13 protein-coding genes are annotated in these 17,338 nt (G+C 34.9%); 2 read left to right on the top strand and 11 right to left on the bottom strand.

Annotated features, from left to right (window positions below; genetic code table 11):
* Window position 1: 1 nt before the first annotated feature.
* Genes C8N37_RS03025 through C8N37_RS03015 form a run of 3 tightly spaced genes read right to left on the bottom strand, consistent with a single transcriptional unit; the run spans window position 2 to window position 4,953 of the window.
* Window positions 2–3,325, bottom strand: coding sequence for a SusC/RagA family TonB-linked outer membrane protein (locus C8N37_RS03025; protein WP_108157486.1), 3,324 nt, complete (start codon window positions 3,323–3,325; stop codon window positions 2–4).
* A 23-nt stretch (window positions 3,326–3,348) separates the two neighbouring features.
* Window positions 3,349–4,383 carry a FecR family protein gene (locus C8N37_RS03020; protein ID WP_108157485.1) on the bottom strand — a complete coding sequence of 345 codons (1,035 nt, stop codon included), beginning with the start codon at window positions 4,381–4,383 and terminating at the stop codon, window positions 3,349–3,351.
* 45 nt (window positions 4,384–4,428) lie between these two features.
* Window positions 4,429–4,953 (bottom strand): sigma-70 family RNA polymerase sigma factor, encoded by a 525-nt coding sequence (locus C8N37_RS03015; RefSeq protein WP_108157484.1) that lies wholly within the window; start codon window positions 4,951–4,953, stop codon window positions 4,429–4,431.
* 399 nt (window positions 4,954–5,352) lie between these two features.
* On the opposite strand from C8N37_RS03015, the gene C8N37_RS03010 reads away from it, so the two are divergent.
* Window positions 5,353–6,345 carry a 2-hydroxyacid dehydrogenase gene (locus C8N37_RS03010; RefSeq protein WP_108157483.1) on the top strand — a complete coding sequence of 331 codons (993 nt, stop codon included), beginning with the start codon at window positions 5,353–5,355 and terminating at the stop codon, window positions 6,343–6,345.
* On the opposite strand, the gene bla is transcribed toward C8N37_RS03010, so the two are convergent.
* The 3 genes from bla to C8N37_RS02995 all read right to left on the bottom strand — a co-directional run bounded on the left by bla (window position 6,340) and on the right by C8N37_RS02995 (window position 8,315).
* Window positions 6,340–7,248 carry a class A beta-lactamase, subclass A2 gene (bla, locus tag C8N37_RS03005; RefSeq protein WP_108157482.1) on the bottom strand — a complete coding sequence of 303 codons (909 nt, stop codon included), beginning with the start codon at window positions 7,246–7,248 and terminating at the stop codon, window positions 6,340–6,342. The genes C8N37_RS03010 and bla overlap by 6 nt on opposite strands.
* Before the next feature lie 298 nt (window positions 7,249–7,546).
* Window positions 7,547–7,906 (bottom strand): DUF2200 domain-containing protein, encoded by a 360-nt coding sequence (locus tag C8N37_RS03000; protein ID WP_108157481.1) that lies wholly within the window; start codon window positions 7,904–7,906, stop codon window positions 7,547–7,549.
* A 22-nt stretch (window positions 7,907–7,928) separates the two neighbouring features.
* Window positions 7,929–8,315 (bottom strand): VOC family protein, encoded by a 387-nt coding sequence (locus tag C8N37_RS02995; protein WP_108157480.1) that lies wholly within the window; start codon window positions 8,313–8,315, stop codon window positions 7,929–7,931.
* A 219-nt stretch (window positions 8,316–8,534) separates the two neighbouring features.
* Here C8N37_RS02995 and C8N37_RS02990 point away from each other — a divergent pair, with 219 nt between their 5' ends.
* Window positions 8,535–10,604 carry a M48 family metalloprotease gene (locus C8N37_RS02990; RefSeq protein ID WP_108157479.1) on the top strand — a complete coding sequence of 690 codons (2,070 nt, stop codon included), beginning with the start codon at window positions 8,535–8,537 and terminating at the stop codon, window positions 10,602–10,604.
* A gap of 27 nt (window positions 10,605–10,631) precedes the next feature.
* On the opposite strand, the gene C8N37_RS02985 is transcribed toward C8N37_RS02990, so the two are convergent.
* The 5 genes from C8N37_RS02985 to C8N37_RS02965 all read right to left on the bottom strand — a co-directional run bounded on the left by C8N37_RS02985 (window position 10,632) and on the right by C8N37_RS02965 (window position 16,751).
* A complete protein-coding gene (locus tag C8N37_RS02985) occupies window positions 10,632–11,285 on the bottom strand; it encodes a CatB-related O-acetyltransferase (protein ID WP_108157478.1) in 654 nt (217 codons plus the stop codon).
* A gap of 129 nt (window positions 11,286–11,414) precedes the next feature.
* Complete coding sequence (locus C8N37_RS02980; protein WP_108157477.1) at window positions 11,415–12,263, bottom strand: SDR family oxidoreductase; 849 nt, start codon at window positions 12,261–12,263, stop codon at window positions 11,415–11,417.
* Between the two features lie 47 nt (window positions 12,264–12,310).
* Window positions 12,311–12,721, bottom strand: coding sequence for an Rrf2 family transcriptional regulator (locus C8N37_RS02975; protein ID WP_021189475.1), 411 nt, complete (start codon window positions 12,719–12,721; stop codon window positions 12,311–12,313).
* Window positions 12,722–13,141: 420 nt separating this feature from the next.
* Window positions 13,142–13,801: a DUF6266 family protein gene (locus C8N37_RS02970; RefSeq protein ID WP_108157476.1), complete on the bottom strand. Its 660-nt coding sequence runs from the start codon at window positions 13,799–13,801 to the stop codon at window positions 13,142–13,144.
* 553 nt (window positions 13,802–14,354) lie between these two features.
* A complete protein-coding gene (locus C8N37_RS02965; RefSeq protein WP_108157475.1) occupies window positions 14,355–16,751 on the bottom strand; it encodes a GH92 family glycosyl hydrolase in 2,397 nt (798 codons plus the stop codon).
* Window positions 16,752–17,338 lie beyond the last annotated feature (587 nt).

Here is a 17,338-nt window from a genome sequence, read left to right as displayed (position 1 = left end):
ATTAAAATTTAACATCCAAACCCAAGGTGAATGTTTTCATAACAGGATAGGAATCATACATTTTCTGTTCCGGATCATGAAACTCGGTCATAGGAGAAAGCACAAATAAGTTTGTTCCATTAAAGAATACATTCACACTGTTTATTTTCATCGACTTTGTAATTGACTGCGGTAAACTATAGGATATATTTAAATCTCTTAGGCGCAAATATGCACCATTACGAATCCAAAAACTCGAAGCACCTGTTCCCGATTCCTGCCAGTTGGAACCTACTACTCTCGGATAATCTGCCTGTGGATTATCTGCTGTCCAAACATCGCCTGCCCAAATAGGATAATACGGTCGAAAAGTACCGCCATGCTGACGAATTCCCCCACCTTCCAAATTACTGATAACACGATCATATGCCAGTACACCCTGCAATAAAGCTGAAACAGAAAAACCTTTCCAGTTTGCATTTAGCCCAAAACCGTAATTGATGCGTGGAGTATTATTTTCGGAAAGCAACGTCAGATCATTATCATCGATCTTACCATCTGGGCTTTCAGAATAATTAGCTCCACGAATATCTTTGTACAAAATCATACCTAAGTATGGATCACGACCATATGTTTTAAACCCACTGCTCTTCAATGCATCTAATTGCTCCTGTGTTCTAACAAGATCCACAGCTTCAAAGCCGATGATTCGATTTTCAGGTCTTCCTATTCGAGATTCGAAATTGCGCGTTCCCCCTACAGCAAATGCAGGCTCTTCATCATAGACATCCCAACGATCTTTTGCATACCCCATATTAGCTGTGATTCCATAACCTACTTCACCCACACGATCATTCCAATTAATAGATACCTCTCCACCTTTATAACTTCGAGCAGCATAGTTTTCCGGAGCCAATGACCGTCCATAATTATCAGGAATTTTCAAAGTACGCCGTCCTAAAATATCTGTTTCCTTACGATTAAACACATCTATTGAGCCACTTAGTTTATTATTTACAAAACCAAAATCCAAACCGATATTAACACTTTTGGATGTCGTCCAAGTCAGGTTCTGTGTAGGTGTATCACCATAGGCAATACCATTATAGTAACGATCACCAAACATGTAGCCACCTGAAGGCCTATATTTTTCCTGATACAAAAATTGTCCGATCCTTTGCGCATTAACATCAAGATCATTCCCTGTTGTTCCATATGAAGCTCTTAACTTTAGATCACTCACTGTATTTTTGATATCTAAGAAAAACTGTTCTTCCGACACACGCCAAGCAGCTGACATGGATGGAAAAAATCCCCACCGTTTATCGCCGGGGAATAAGGGCGAACCATCATATCTAAATGAAAATTCAGCGATATATTTATCTGCATAGTTATAATTTGCACGTCCGATAAATCCCCTTCTAGAATTAATAGTTTCATACGCATCAGTAGCTCTAAAATTACGATCAGTCGGGTAAATAAACATTTGATCAATACTAACAATTGGATTTTCAGCACGGGATGTTACATAGGTTCCACCAGCTTTAAATTGTTCATAGACCAACAACGCATCAATGGCATGTTTATTAAATTTACGGTTATAATTCAAAAACCAGTTGACCTGATATTCCCACTCCCGTTGAGGAGAATAATCCATAAAAGGCTGTGCTTGACTAAAAGTAAAAATATTCACTTTGTCTTCTGAAGGTGGTGCAGGTATAAACCTATTTCCATCCGGATTCAGAGAAGTAAATGTGTAGTTCTTTTGGAAGGTCATAAATCTTTTACGCATATAATCCTCTGCGAGATAGCTACCTACAACTTTTGTTGACAAGCCCTCTATGAGTTTATCCAACTTATAATTCAACGTCATGATTGGGTTCACCTGACGAACTTTACGATCGATATATCGATTCCCAACTACTTGGTCAATCACATTCCAGGCTTGCCAGCTCCCCATGGGTGTCTGAACAGGATATGCTGTTGGGGAATTACTTGGAGATCCATCTGCATTTAAATAAAACGGATACATTTTAGGCCAATTGAATGTTACGCGATAAAAATCTGACACATCAAAATCATCATCATTAGCGGAAGTACTAAATGGCCAATAAAAACGCTTGGAATTGATTTGATTGGCCGAGATATTAACATCAATCGTAAAATCATCCGTAATCTTGGCACTGACATTACTCCTTAAATTGAATTTTTCATGATCCAATGATTTGTAAGATCCATTTTCTTTACGATAACTGACTAAATTATAATAAGTAATTCGGTCTCCACCACCCGACACCGAGATCGATTGTCGGTGACTAAAAGGGTTTCTCCAGATATTATCATTAACACTATAGTCCTTATCCTTAAAATAATCAAACTCAGCCTGTCCATTGGGTGCTACCCATGGTTCTGTTTTAGAGCCATTTTCCCACAGAAATTGAGATACCCGATTTTGATAAGTCAGTTCATCAGCCGCAGTCGTAATATCTGCTAAAAGCGTTTGAGTAGGAGCGCCAAAACTATAATTACTTTGCACATTAAATACAGGCTCCTGAGCTGATCCCTTTTTAGTTGTGACAACCACAACACCGTTACCCGCTCTTGTCCCGTAGACCGCAGCTGTTGCGGCATCTTTCAAAAAACTCATCTGATCCACTTCATTGGCTTCCAAAGCATCGAATGCCGCTTTATCCCGTACAATTCCGTCAATTACATACAAAGGTTCTGCAAAACTACCACGAATGCGTAGGCTTGAGGAAGCTCCCGCCATACCCGAAGTATTCGTAACATTTATACCTGCGGCACGTCCAGCTAAGGCATTAGAAAGGTTAGAAGGCGAAATATTCTTTAATTGTTCGGCATTGACCGAAGTCACTGAACCTGTAATATTTGCTTTTTTTTGCTTTCCATAACCAACTACTACAACCTCTTCTAAACTTTCCTGTTCTTGCTCTAGAGCAACAGTAATAGCAACTTTATCTTTTGAATCAATATTATAGTTACTAAGTACTTTGGTCTTGAAGCCTACAAAACTGATTTTAATTTCGTATCCCTGCCCCTCTGGAATACGGTCAAACGAAAAAGTTCCTTCTGCATTCGTCGTATTCATCTGTTTATACTTCGTAGACAGATTTTCAATACTTACAGTAGCGCCACTGATGGGATTATTACTTCCATCCCTGACAACTCCACTTACAGAAGCTGTTGACTGGCTGTACCCCACATGAAATCCCATACTCAGTAATCCCAACATTCCGAGTCGAAGGGGCCAGTTAGTACGTGGACTTTTAAATCGAAGTAGCAGCACAGTTTGAAACTGATGCTTTTTAGATAAAAAGTTGCTCATAATTTGTTTGGTTTAATTGTTTATTATTGTGGATTGGTGTAGTTTATACCGGCATGATGTAAGTAGTTAATTTCTCTGATAATTTCTTCAAAGACATTCGTTTTATTCGTAAAAGTTCCGCTGTAAAATTTATTAATGATCAATGATTTATCGTATTGCAACTTGATGTCATAGTTTTGCATCAGAATTGTCAAAACATCCTCTAGGGCTATATTTTTAAACTGGATGATCTGGTTATTTTGAAGAAAATGGCCACCTCGATCTGTTCCTATTGTATGAGTCTTTATCTCTTCGACAACCTTTAATTCACGATGATCCAAGGTAATCTCTTCGTGTGGCAAAAAGGTCCGCACTAATTCTTTCCCTCTCTGGTGATCCACAGCTTTCACCTCTATTTTACCTTCCATCAATTTGATCTGCGTTTGAGTAGATCGCAATTCATCAACACTAAAAACCGTTCCTAAAGCTGTAGTGACTACACCGGTCGAATGTACACGAAATGGCTTCGATTTATCTTTGGCAACCTCAAATTTAGCTTTCCCCTTCAAATACAGCACTCTCTCCTGCTGGGTACTAAAATCTTCAGCATATTTGATTTCTGACTGCGGATAAAGTGTAATAACAGATCCGTCACTAGCCGTTAATAACATATTGTCATTGCCTGAATTTATGTAGTATAGATTACTTACCTCCTCTTTCTCATCTTCAACAGAAGCTATTTGTCCAAGATGTGGTGCAGGCTTATTTAATAATGGATTTAAATTCACATAAAAACCGAAAATAAAAATGATTATAGCTGCGGCGGCGGAAGCAATGCGAAGTAATTTCCTGTTATATTTTAAAACATTTTGCTTTTTAGCAAAAGCTAATATTTTATCTTTGATTTCCTGCTGATTGGGATAATCTAAATTTTCGTCAGTAAGATCCCATTCTTCTTTAGACAATAGCTGATCAAGAGATTCTCCCAAATGTGCTATGTAATCTTCCAGATAAGCAGCTTCTTCAGCCGAACATTGATTCTTTAGGTATCGATTGATAAGTTCTCTCGTAATCTTCATATAATAATAATACTGCAGAAACGTCACTTACCCCCAAGCCTATTTTTAAAAAAATAGATGAATGATAAACACAAACATTTTTTTCAAAACTTTTAATGCCAAAGCGATATGATTTTCAACAGTTTTGGGTGTAATCGACAATCTTTCTGCGATCTCTTTATAAGTCAAATTTTCGAACCTGCTCATCATGAACACCTTTCTTCTAGATTCTGGCATTCTTGACACGATGTCCTCATACCGTTCATTCAGTTCCTTTAAGCGATATAACTCTGACGGTGTGGGGACTTGATCAGTTTCAACTTTTAGATGCAATAGATCCTGCCTCCTCCTTTCTTCTTTCACAATATCCAAAAGTGTGGTACGAGCAATGCAAAATAGTTGAGCTTCTATTTCCACATGCACTTTCTTTTGAAAAATATTATTCCAAAGCTTGATAAATACACGTTGGACAGTTTCTTCGGCAATAAAAGTGGAAGAAGTCTTGCTTAAAGCATATTGATAGACTTTTCGGTTCCATTTTTCATAAATACGCTCAAATTCTGCGGTAGAGATCAAGGTTTGGTTAGACATATCTTAGGTTAGTGCCGAAACTAAGATAGCTATTAATACCAATTATTCATAATTATGTTACAATTGATTAAAAACAAATAAAATCATACACTAAACAGAGTTATAAGGGCTAGTAAATTTTATTTAAACCATTATTAAAAGAATTTAAAACCATAAAACATCTAAATGAATCAATTTAATCGCCTTTTAAAATAAAAAAAATATCAATAATTGTATATATGTGTATCCATAGAAAAAAATATTCAAATTACAGTTTCAATAACAAAGAAACGTAAACATTTACTTACGAATTTTAAAACGTATCGATTGAAAAGGGAATTGATAGTAGAGTGACATTTAACTTAATGAAATCATTGTAGATACTGGCAAATTTACTTAAGTTTATATAAAATATATGTTATGAAAATAGCCTTCTTTTCAACCAAGCCATACGATCGAGAATTCTTCGAAAAAGAAAATGAAAAATATGGTTTTGAACTTCATTTTTTTGAAACACATTTAGGACCTCATATCGTAAATGCAATTGAAAATGAAGATGCAGTATGCGTTTTTGTAAATGACAAACTAAATAGAAATGTCATTGAAATTCTTGCGAAAAAAGGAGTTAAGTACATCGCTTTGAGATGCGCGGGATTCAATAATGTTGATTTAGAAGCCGCTAAAGATTTTGATATTCAAGTTTGCCGTGTCCCCGCTTATTCACCAGAAGCTGTAGCAGAACATGCAATGGCTATGCTATTGACCTTAAACAGAAAAACTCATAAGGCTTATAATCGTGTGCGTGAACAAAATTTTTCATTAAACGGTTTATTAGGATTCAATCTCTACCAAAAGAAAATTGGTGTGGTCGGGACCGGTAAAATAGGAAAAGCATTTGTTAAAATAGCACTGGGATTTGGGGCAGAGGTTATTGCGTATGATTTATACCCTGATGAAACGTTAATTAATCTAGGTGTAAAATATGTCGCATTAGAAACACTCTTTATGGAATCTGATATCATATCGCTACACTGCCCTCTTACAGCTGACAACCATTATCTAATTAACAAAGAATCTATTGATAAAATGAAATATGGTGTCACAATAATCAATACGAGCAGAGGTAATCTGATTAATACCAATGATGCAATACAAGCATTAAAAACTAAAAAGATAGGCCTACTTGGTATCGATGTTTATGAGCAGGAAGAGAAACTTTTCTTTAAAGATTTATCGGCAACAATTATTGACGATGACACCATTCAGTTATTGTTGAGCTTCCCTAATGTTTTAGTTACTGCCCATCAGGCTTTTTTCACAGAGGAAGCATTAGAACAAATATCTCAAAGAACACTGAAAAGTATTGATGATCTGATAAAAAAAGGAACAACTGATCCAGAAGTATTACTATAATTGATGAGCTCCTGTAAAAAAATCCCAAGCCGCTTTCGCTATATCTGAAATAATACGTTCGTTCGTTTCCTGATTTTCTTTCGAATGGGTTACAAAGACACTGATCACAAAGTACTCACCGCTTGGAAGTAAAACAACTCCAACATCATTGAGTGCAGCCGTTATTCCAGTTTTCTTATTACTTCCAGATGAGCCAGTCTTATGTGCTACAACTGTTTGATCAGGAAGTTGTCCTTTCAATTGTTTAAGACCTGTATTAGTAGACTTCATGGTTGTCCACAAAAAATCATACATCGGCATCGAAAGCAAATTATTCTTATTCACATAATAGGTCTGCAAAATTCGATTCATTTCTTTGGGGGTTGACCAATTCAAAAACTGTTTATCCCAATTACTTTGCATCGTCTTTTCATTAATTTTAATCGATATGTCCTTAAATCCTTTTTTTGCGAAATAGCTTTCTACAACTTGAGGTCCGCCGAGAAGTTTTAAAAGAACATCACATCCTACATTGTCACTTAAAGTGATTGTATATTCCAGAATCTCCTTTATCGTAAGCGTTGTTCCAGTAGGATATTTTTCTCTAATTGGACTCCAAATTTCTGGTGTAAGATCACGCTTCGTGATTTCTATCTTTTGATCAAGTTTAAAATTACCCTTATCGATTTCTGTTAACATGACAATCGCTAATGGAAATTTAAAAACACTTTGCATAGGAAGTCGTCTATCGGCATTTACACCCAATGTATCACTATGATTAATGCCGTTTATTGCTACACCAACAACAGCATCTTTGTTCTGCATGATCTGCTGAATATTTTTTCTTAAACCCTCTATATTTTGTGCATGGGCAGTTATAGTAAATAGTAATGAAAAGAGTGCAATTTGTAAGCGTTTTCCCATGGGATTTAAATCATTTATGTTCTGATATTTTAGGAAGAATAGATAACAGTTAATCTATATATCCTCATTCATTTTGATTGCTGACTATTGATAATAGTACGCAATCACAGTCGGTCGACCAACTGTAAAGTTAAAATTATTTTTTACTAATCACTGTTAACATCAAGTCAGGTTATTAAAAAAATAAGCCGTCTACACGAATGCAAACGGCTTTACTTATTATATATTGAGTTAGCTTCAATAAAACAAAGAAACAACAATCATTTACAACAATCTAATATACAAATAATTAACAAACTCATCGCAAAATTTTTTCCATTTTTTTCCCTTTTGCTAATTCATCTATGATCTTATCGAGATATCTAGCTTTCTGTGTTAGAGGATTTTTAATTTCCTCTACACGATAACCACAGATTACACCAGTAATAAGACTGGCATTAACATTAAGATGTGCATTTTCAAAGAATGTTTCAAAATTTACTTTTTGATCAATTTGATCCTGCAACTGTTGTTCATCAAAACCGGTTAACCATTTTATAACCTGATGCAACTCCTCTTTTGTTCTACCTTTCTTTTCAACTTTTTCGAGATAATGAGGATAAACCGATGCAAATATCATTTTTGCTATTCGTTCATCATGTCCAGCGGTACTTTTCATACTATTATTTTATTTGACGATGCTATTCCAGATCCCCTATTGGTTCCCAGAGTTCAATGATATTACCTTCAGGATCTAATACATGAATAAATTTTCCATAATCATACTCCGAAATTTCATCTACGATAGTGACATTATCTTTTTTTAATTCCTCAACCAGCGCAACAAGGTTTTCGACGCGGTAATTGATCATAAAGGGCTTTACAGAAGGATTAAAATATTCAGAATCACGAGGAAATGTACACCATGCTGTTGCCCCCTTAACCGATGGATGATCAAGCTCGCGCCATTTAAAAGTTGCGCCATATTCACCAGCTTCCAAACCTAGATTCTTGGCATACCAGTCGTTCATCTTTTGAGGATCCTCGCATTTAAAAAACACACCTCCAAGCCCAGTTACTTTTTTCATATTTAGGATTTCAATTAGGAATAAAATTCAAGAAATTATCGCTCATTTTATTAGAATAAATATACTGAAAAAATAGGTCCAATAATATGTTTCGTACTATTTCTTTACTCAGGTTAATTAAACTTAAGTTCCCCCCTTGTCAAGAACGTATATCTCTAAGTAAATGCTAAATTTTTTTTGTTCAAAAAAAATCATAATTTAAAGTATTATTAATAAATTATGAAAGTAGAAGTATCCTCGAATTTTAAAAAATATGCAAAAAAAACAGTGTTTTTCATATTTGTTTTTGCATTAACCTATCTTTTTCTTCTTGCTTTAGCAGTCTCTCTTACTTTAGGTTTCACATTTGCCGGCATTTGGATCTTCATGGCTAAACCAATGTTCTATACTGCGGTCTTATGTCTGGGATTATTTGCATCAGGATTATCAATTTTGTTTTTCCTCGTGAAATTCATTTTTGCTTCTACAAAAATAGACATAGGACATCTGACAGAAATAACTCAAAAAGATGAACCACAATTATTTGCACTCATTCATGAAGTAGTAAATGAAGTAAAAACCAGCTTTCCTAAAAAAGTTTTTCTGTCTTATGAAGTAAATGCTTCCGTTTTTTATAATTCTAATTTTTGGAGTATGTTCCTCCCTATCCGCAAAAACTTACAAATTGGTGTAGGTCTGATAAATGCAGTTACACATCAAGAATTAAAAGCCATATTAGCTCATGAATTTGGACACTTTTCTCAACGTAGCATGAAAGTAGGAAGTTATGTATATCATGTCAATCAAATTATTTATAACATGCTGTACAAAAATGAATCTTTAGATAGGATGTTTGAAAAATGGGGGAATGTAACAGGATATGCCACCATTTTTATTGGAATTTCAGTTTTTATCATTCAAAAGATACAAAGTATTTTAAAAAAGCTATATGAATACATCAATATCAACTACATGGCTCTTTCCCGTGAAATGGAATTCCATGCTGATGAAATTGCCGCAAACGTCGCTGGATCACAAGCCTTAGCTGATTCATTATTACGATTAAGTCTTGCAAATCATGCAATGGAAGGCGTTTTAAATTTTTACGAACAAAAAATAAATGTTAACGTTCGTAGCGAGAATATTTATCTTGAGCATCATTACGCTATGAACTTTCTAGCGAAAAAAAACAACTATTTAATCGAAAATGATCTACCACAAATTCAAATAGCAACCTTAAAAAAGTATAACAAATCAAAATTAAACCTTGAAAACCAATGGGCTACTCACCCATCCGAAGAAGACCGCGTTCAGGCTCTTTTAAATCTTAACATTATTAAATCTGATATAATTAATACCCCTGCAATAAATCTACTATCCAATAATGCTGCTATTGCTCTTCATATTTCTAATAAACTGTTTTCTTCTATTCAATACACGGAAAATCCTACTGTATTTCCAATAGAAATGTTTAAAACATCCTATTCCGAAATAGTAAATAAATATACTTTCGATTCCATATTTAATAACTTCTACGATCATAACAATCCTAGTGTAGAAGGTCCGCCTCTCAAATTCGAAAATAATAGCGTATCGAAATTTGAAGAATTATTTTCAGATCAATGGCGTGATGAAATCTATACATTAATTGCACTTACAAATGACAAAGCAACCATTGAAGCTATTCATACGAATATGCTTGAAGTAAAGACATTTGATTATGATGGAGTGAGATATTTAGCTTCAGAGTCAGATCAAATTCTTCGTAGAATAGATAATGAAATCAGTGATATCGAAAATAAAATAAAAGAGAACAATTGTTTGGTATATCATTATTTCTTTCAATTGGCCAAAGAACAAGAAACTGAAGTCTTATTTGAGCAATTATATTATGATTTCGCTTCCTATCAAAAATCATTTGACAGTAAACAAAAGTTATATCAAGAGCTTATTGAAAATACACGATTTATTTTCGAGACTACACCTTTTGCAGAGATAGAAGCAAAATTCAGTGATCTCAAAAGACGTGAGATCGAACTTAAATGCGAATTGAAAAAACTCTTAGAACAACCTGGAATTACAGAAGATCTTAATGAAGAGAACCTGAACTCTTTAAATAGATACCTATCTAATGATCTTATGTATTTCAATTTTGACCAATATCAAGATGAGAACCTAGAAGTTTTATTTAATGCTATCACCAACTATAACCACTTGTTGGAAGAGAATCATTTTTTTAAGAAAAATGAATTTTTACAAATTATGTTAACGCTACAAGAAAATAACCTCAAAAAAACAAATAAGCTCTAATTTCTTAAATTGTTTTCAAACTACATATTACAGGGAGGCTTCATATTTGCATGCTTCCTCTATCAATCGTTCTATATCGTTTCCACATATAAATGACTGTAAATGTTTAAATTTCGCCTCATCCCAATCATAAATTTTTAAATCACGCAATGAAATAATCGTATCCGATTGAAACCTAAACTTAATATGCTTTGCCGGATTTCCAGCAACAACACTATAGGGTGCAACATCTTTTGTAACAACAGCTCCTGAAGCAATAATAGCGCCCTCTCCAACCTGAATACCCGGAAGAATCATGGCACGCATCCCTATCCAAACACCATCACCAATTATTGTATCTCCTTTACTTTGATACGATTCTACGATAGACTCAACAAAAGGATATAAACTAAACCAATCCGAACGATGCGTGTTATTTCCCCCCATCAATATTACAGCTTCAGCCGCAATACACACATACGAACCTATATATAACTGGTCTATAACCCAGGCAGGTTCCCATTGATTTAAACTGTACACATCTCCATACAAATAACGAACAACACATTCTTCAAAATTTCCTGTCCAAGCGTTACTGTAATAACTTGTATTGCCCTTAATATGAATATTGGGATTGGTATGAGTTTTGTGCAAATATTCAACACGGGACCAATGCTTAATCGGATCTTGTTTTGTACTCATTCTAGAATCTTTTTATGCAATTTATAAAATATTCTCAAATAGGGTATGATATGAATATGATATAGGAAGTAGTTCTAAAAAAAAGGAGTATCATTTCTGATACTCCTTTTTTTAGAACTACGCTAAATTTTATCCCGCTAAAGCTGCTTCGATAGCAGTAGTCAGCGAAGTTGTTGGACGACCGATCAAAGTAGATAACTGTTTTTCATCATCATATAAATCACCATTTGCTGCCCCGGTATCAAAACTTGCGATAGCAGTTGCTAATCCTTCAGGTAAACCTGCTTCTATTAAAGCTTTCGCATAATCTGACTCACTTAAATTTTTATATGGAATAACTTTACCTGTTTGATTTGAAATCTCTTCAGCCAACTCAGCTAAGGTGTAAGCATAGTCACCTGCTAGCTCGTATATCTTATTTTGTTGATCTGCACTGGTTAAAACAACTGCTGCCGCTTCAGCATAATCAGCTCTCGCTGCAGATGCTATTTTCCCCTCTCCTGCACTACCAAATAATGCACCATTTTGTAGTGCTGTAGGAACAGAAGCGGTATAATTTTCAGTATACCAACCATTACGCAAAATAGTAAAAGGCACACCCGATGATTTTAGAATTTCCTCCGTTAATAGATGTTCATTTGCCAACACCAATGAAGATGTATCAGCATGTAAAAGGCTGGTATATACAATCCATTCTACTCCCGCTTCTTTTGCAGCCTTGATAACGTTTTCATGTTGTGCCTGACGCTGTCCAATTTCATTTCCTGATATCAATAATAAATGATTAATTCCTTTCAATGACTCGACCAAAGTATCCGGTTTATTATAATCAAATAAGCGTGCTTCGATACCTAAGTCACCAGCTTTTTGAGTGTCACGCACTAATGCAACTAAATTGCTGCTTGCAGTTCTTTCTTTTAATTTTTCCACTACCAGACGTCCTAGATGTCCAGTTGCACCTGTTATTCCTATTTTCATAAATTCTATATTGTAATAAATTTTGTTACATTTAAAAGCAAAAAAAACTAACGAAATTTCTTCGCGAAATTTTCCAATGTCAGCCCTTTTAACGAATTAATCACCAATTGATCGGTATCAGAATAGAGCTGATCCAACTCCTTATTAATCTGTTTACCGACTGGACATTGCGGATTCGTATTCAAATTCTTTTTACCTAGCACTTCAGTATTCTTCACTGCCACATAGATATCTGCCAATGAAATTTGGCTACTCGGCTTATTTAACCGAGAACCTCCCTCTTTGCCCTTACGTCCTATGACAAAACCTGCATCTTGCAATGCACTTAGTTCTTTCCGCACCATCGCAGCATTCGTGTTAATACTACCTGCAATCCAATCCGAGTTCACCCAATTTTCTCCACTATCAGCCAGCAATGTTAATATATGTATAGCTGTTGAAAATCTTGTATTATTCATATCACCAACAAAGTTAGGAATATTTTTTATATTGTAACAAATTTTATTACAATTGAATTTAAAATGACAATTCCCTTGAAAAAATCATAAAAATAGCATGAGCTGCACAACAAGACTTAGGTCTAGATTATCGTAATGAAATATGATTAGAGATAACCCGTTGTACATTTTAAATAGTGCTAATTTTTAAATTATTGATATTGCTCTTAAAACTCCCAATATTCTTTCGTAATTTGCGAGTAGGTTATTCATTCTAAATCGTTTTGTCGTAAAAATAATTTACTGATTATCAGAGTAATGAACAACTTATTTATAGCCCTAAATCATAATGCACAACGGGTTTCTTTAATTTATTAAATCTGTTTCAAAGCTTGTACCTCCAGTTTACATTCACCCTGGAATAATGACACCTGATAGCACTCAAACCTTAATCTTACCTAAGTGCATACTGTCTGTATTACCACCACCATAACTCTCTACAAAAAATATAAACACTTCATACATCACTTCCTTTTTATGTTTCGGGATTTTAACATTTTGTTTGCCAGATATTAAGCTGTCTTTCGAGTCGTTCATCAAAAGTGGATATTCAACCCCATTATCTTCTGCATTATACAGGATTAAGAAGGAATCGTAAGACCTGGTGTTAAACTTCTTCTCCAGATAGACATCATATTCCCAAGTAACGCGAATCACTTGATTTTCTTGATCGAAATCCATCGTGTAGGAAGTGATGGGATTCGGGCTTCCTTTGGCAATCATAAATTTCTGCCAGTCAACTACAAAATCGTCTTCTTTCCGAATAAGTGCTTCGTTCAAATTATAAGACATCGCCACATCATATGCCCGCTTAGGATAGCTGTATGCCTTATAACCAATATTGATAATGGGATTTAACATACTAATATGCGACCTCACAATTTTGAAGCGCGTTCTACTGAGCAGTTGCTCAGGTGTAGGTTCGCGTTTTTTAACGCGAGGGAGAGAACGCACATAATTTCCTGTTTTCGTTAAGACAAACACAACAGAACCTGCTTTCCCGGAAACAGTCCCATTAACGCCATTTTTGATGATTGCCATAATTACCTGATTAGTTTATAGATAATTAAGATAAACATTAAAACGGAAACAACCTAATACCAAATTTTAATTAATAGCACTTTTTAATCAATTTTTATACAGTAATCAGTCAATATTGATACAGTCTACACTGAGTGATCACTGAGCAAGCACTGAACAAACACTGAACAAATAATGTTAAAAGATATAATTTGGTAATCATCTGATCTTCGTTTGCTGCACCTAAAAATTAAAGAGAGGAACCTCCGTTTGTGTAACAAAAATATTCTGGCTGAAACTCATTGCCCTTAACAAAACTGATGAAATGGAAGAAATAAGCATAAGCCTGCTCCGGCTCGCATGAAAAAACAGTTTACTGATTATCAGATTAATGAACAACTTATTTATCTTATTTATAGCCCTAAATCATAATGCACAACGAGTTAGAGATATATTAAATCAAACTATTTATATAGAAAGAATAAAGATTATCGAACTAAGTTGGAATACTCAGATCAAAAAAAAATAGCCCTAAGGCTATTTTTTTCAAATAATTCACTGTTAAAAACATATATCAACGATTTCCAGTAGTAATTACAATTTCATTACTATTAACAAGATCATGGTGAGATATTTTAAAGCCCTTTACTTTTTTCCCATCAATTGAAATACCGTTAATAAACCCTGCATCACCTTTACGGTCCCTTCTGATAATCAACTTATCTTTACCGTGATGATATTTTGCATCTAAATGTATCGTCACCTTATCGAATACCGGAGTTACAACCGTGTACTCCGGCCTCCCTGGACATAACGGATATATTCCCATCATATTCATAGATGCCCAAGTAGACATTGTGCCTGTATCGTCATTACCAGGTATTCCTCCTGGAGCATTCTTAAAATGAGTTTCTAAAATCTCCGTTACTAATTTTTGAGTACGCCATTCCTCCCCTTCGATTTCCGAAAAGATATGCGGATAAAGCATATCAGGTTCATTAGTTACGTCAAAATATCCTTTATCAAAAGTAGCTTGAAGTTTTTCCACAAAATTACGCTTACCCCCCATTAATTTCACTAATCCAGCAATATCATGTGGAATGGCAAAAGTATAATTCCAGGCATTTCCTTCATGAAAACCAGGATTTGGTTCGAAATTAGCACCTTGCAAAGGATCAAAAGGGGTTAGAAATTTACCATCAGGAAGTATAGGTCTAAAAGTTCCATACTCTTTTGAATAGTAGTGCTTATAACCTTTTGCCCGCTCAGCAAACATTTTGGCATCCTCTTTCTTACCTAGTGAAGCCGCGAACTGTGAAAGGTTCCAGTCTGCAAGGAAATACTCAATTGAATGAGACACTGAGTTATCAAATTTGGCACGTAGTGGTACGTAACCGTATTTTACATAATCAGCATTATCAGGACGAATTTTATTGGTACTATCTATAGTTGTTGCTGATTTATAAAACGCCTCATATGCAGCTTCATGATCATAATCTCGAATACCTTTCATCCATGCATCAACGATAACGGGAATTGCGGGATCTCCATCCATGGTATAAGATTCGCGACCATACAGCTCCCATTTAGGCATCCATCCGCTTTCTTTATAAATATCGATCATAGAACGGATCATCTCTGTTTGTCGGTCAGGAAACAATAGACTCATTAACGGCTGGACATTGCGGTAAGTATCCCACAGAGAAAATACAGTATAACGATTTCCTGACGTTTTTAATGTTTGACGGGTCTCCATAGCGGGATATTGTCCATTAACATCCTGAAGAATATTTGGATGAATTAGAGCATGGTACAATGCTGTATAGAAGACTGCTTTCTGATCTTCAGTACCACCTTCAACTTCGATTTTCGACAAATCTTCATTCCATCTCTTAGAAGCGGCTAATCTGATTTGATCAAATCCGCCTTTGGGTTGTTCTTGATCTAAATTTTGTCTTGCATTTTCAACACTTACGAAGGAGACTCCCATCTGGACTTCAACCTGCTCGTTTTCAGAAGTTTCAAAGCTTAAATAAGCACCAATATCATCCCCGGACATTTCGTTATGATATGCTGTAAAAACTTTATACTTTCCAGCATCCTTATTCCAATCGTTTTCCCAAACTTCTCCCTGCTTCTGAAATTTCCAGTATCCCTTTTCCGAAGGTTTCTTACTCAACCTTAAGACAAAATAAATCGGATATACAGCTTGATTGTTAACATAACAAAATGATCCCAATAACTTTGAACCTTCAATCTCTCGATCGTTAACAAATCGCATTGTAGCTCCCGTTTCATTCGTTAACCCTTCACCTAAATTAAGTAAAATATGGCTTTTACCCTTCGGAAAGGTAAATCTGGAAATTCCTGTTCGTAGTGTCGCTGTAGCTTCAGTTTTCACACCATATTTTTCTAAAAAATTGGTATAGTAACCCGGTGTGGCACTTTCATTTTTGTAAGTACTTCCATAATTCCGATAATCGACATCAAGACGGCCTGTTGTTGGCATCAGCAAAAGACTCCCCATATCTGGACATCCTACACCGCTCAAGTTAACATGAGAAAATCCCGTAAAAAACTTATTGTTATATTCATAGGGAGTGGACCACCATTGTGCATCCTTATTAAATTTGTTCAAAGATGACCCCATGACATTAAAAGGCGAAACGTTCATCAGCCCCTGCGGAACCTGTGCACCCGGATTAGTCGTACCATAGTTAGTTGTTCCAATAAATGGATTAACATATTCTACTGGTTTTTTTTGCGCCAATGTCGCATGCGAAAGAAAGAGAAAAATAAAACTATGACCGAGACTACGCCAATTTATAGTTTTATTTAAATTAAGTACTGTTTGTCGTTTTGGTAGAGACTCTGTACAAATACGACCAAACTTAATGGTTTTATATGTACTATTTAACCATGATTTGACAATTCTAAAATCTTTCAAAGTAACTAAGCTTTTTATTTTCATTTATTTTAATAAATTATTATTGCGCCATTTAAATAGGAATGCCACAATCTTTTTTAGCATTTAAATTATCGATCTACGTTATTAATTTGAGAATTACCCTAATCTATCTCCCTCTCAACGGCTTACTTTTTCATTCAGGTTTCCAGATCATTATATCCATTTTAATAATCTACGTTTCAAGAAAAGATGACCTTGAACTCTATTCTCATAGGAGTGATCGTAGAATACGAATAATTTCGTATAAAAAATTAATTGAATCCACATCAGATGTGTAGACTTACCTGCGAAATATGGATGCGCGCTCATCAAAGATTAAGATTGCACCTATTCTCATCAAATAAAAAATAAGGATTATCCTAGCTACAATAATACATATAATTAGAAGATCATACAATACAGAGTCATCCTTAAACAAAATTCAGCACATACTTCTTTATATTTAAGATGGAGCAGTATTATTTTAATCTTTTCTCTGATTTAAATCTTCACTTTTACTATTCAATACGCGTATTTTTATTTCTTGTCTTATGGCAAGCAGTGCTAAACAAAATAAGGTTATAATTGTTAAAACTAAATTGTTTGAAATA

Origin of the sequence: Sphingobacterium faecium, assembly GCF_003054045.1 — a bacterium.
Classification (GTDB): domain Bacteria; phylum Bacteroidota; class Bacteroidia; order Sphingobacteriales; family Sphingobacteriaceae; genus Sphingobacterium; species Sphingobacterium faecium.
This window is presented reverse-complemented; position numbering and strand designations above follow the sequence as displayed.

Bases quoted from the DNA above. Each gene is read 5' to 3' on its own strand.
- C8N37_RS02970 (WP_108157476.1), bottom strand. From the start codon at position 13,801: ATGGCAATCATCAAAAATGGCGTTAATGGGACTGTTTCCGGGAAAGCA.
- C8N37_RS03000 (WP_108157481.1), bottom strand. From the start codon at position 7,906: ATGAAAAGTACCGCTGGACATGATGAACGAATAGCAAAAATGATATTT.
- C8N37_RS02990 (WP_108157479.1), top strand. From the start codon at position 8,535: ATGAAAGTAGAAGTATCCTCGAATTTTAAAAAATATGCAAAAAAAACA.
- C8N37_RS03020 (WP_108157485.1), bottom strand. From the start codon at position 4,383: ATGAAGATTACGAGAGAACTTATCAATCGATACCTAAAGAATCAATGT.
- C8N37_RS03010 (WP_108157483.1), top strand. From the start codon at position 5,353: ATGAAAATAGCCTTCTTTTCAACCAAGCCATACGATCGAGAATTCTTC.
- C8N37_RS02995 (WP_108157480.1), bottom strand. From the start codon at position 8,315: ATGAAAAAAGTAACTGGGCTTGGAGGTGTGTTTTTTAAATGCGAGGAT.
- C8N37_RS02980 (WP_108157477.1), bottom strand. From the start codon at position 12,263: ATGAAAATAGGAATAACAGGTGCAACTGGACATCTAGGACGTCTGGTA.
- C8N37_RS02965 (WP_108157475.1), bottom strand. From the start codon at position 16,751: ATGAAAATAAAAAGCTTAGTTACTTTGAAAGATTTTAGAATTGTCAAA.
- C8N37_RS02975 (WP_021189475.1), bottom strand. From the start codon at position 12,721: ATGAATAATACAAGATTTTCAACAGCTATACATATATTAACATTGCTG.
- bla (WP_108157482.1), bottom strand. From the start codon at position 7,248: ATGGGAAAACGCTTACAAATTGCACTCTTTTCATTACTATTTACTATA.
- C8N37_RS02985 (WP_108157478.1), bottom strand. From the start codon at position 11,285: ATGAGTACAAAACAAGATCCGATTAAGCATTGGTCCCGTGTTGAATAT.
- C8N37_RS03025 (WP_108157486.1), bottom strand. From the start codon at position 3,325: ATGAGCAACTTTTTATCTAAAAAGCATCAGTTTCAAACTGTGCTGCTA.
- C8N37_RS03015 (WP_108157484.1), bottom strand. From the start codon at position 4,953: ATGTCTAACCAAACCTTGATCTCTACCGCAGAATTTGAGCGTATTTAT.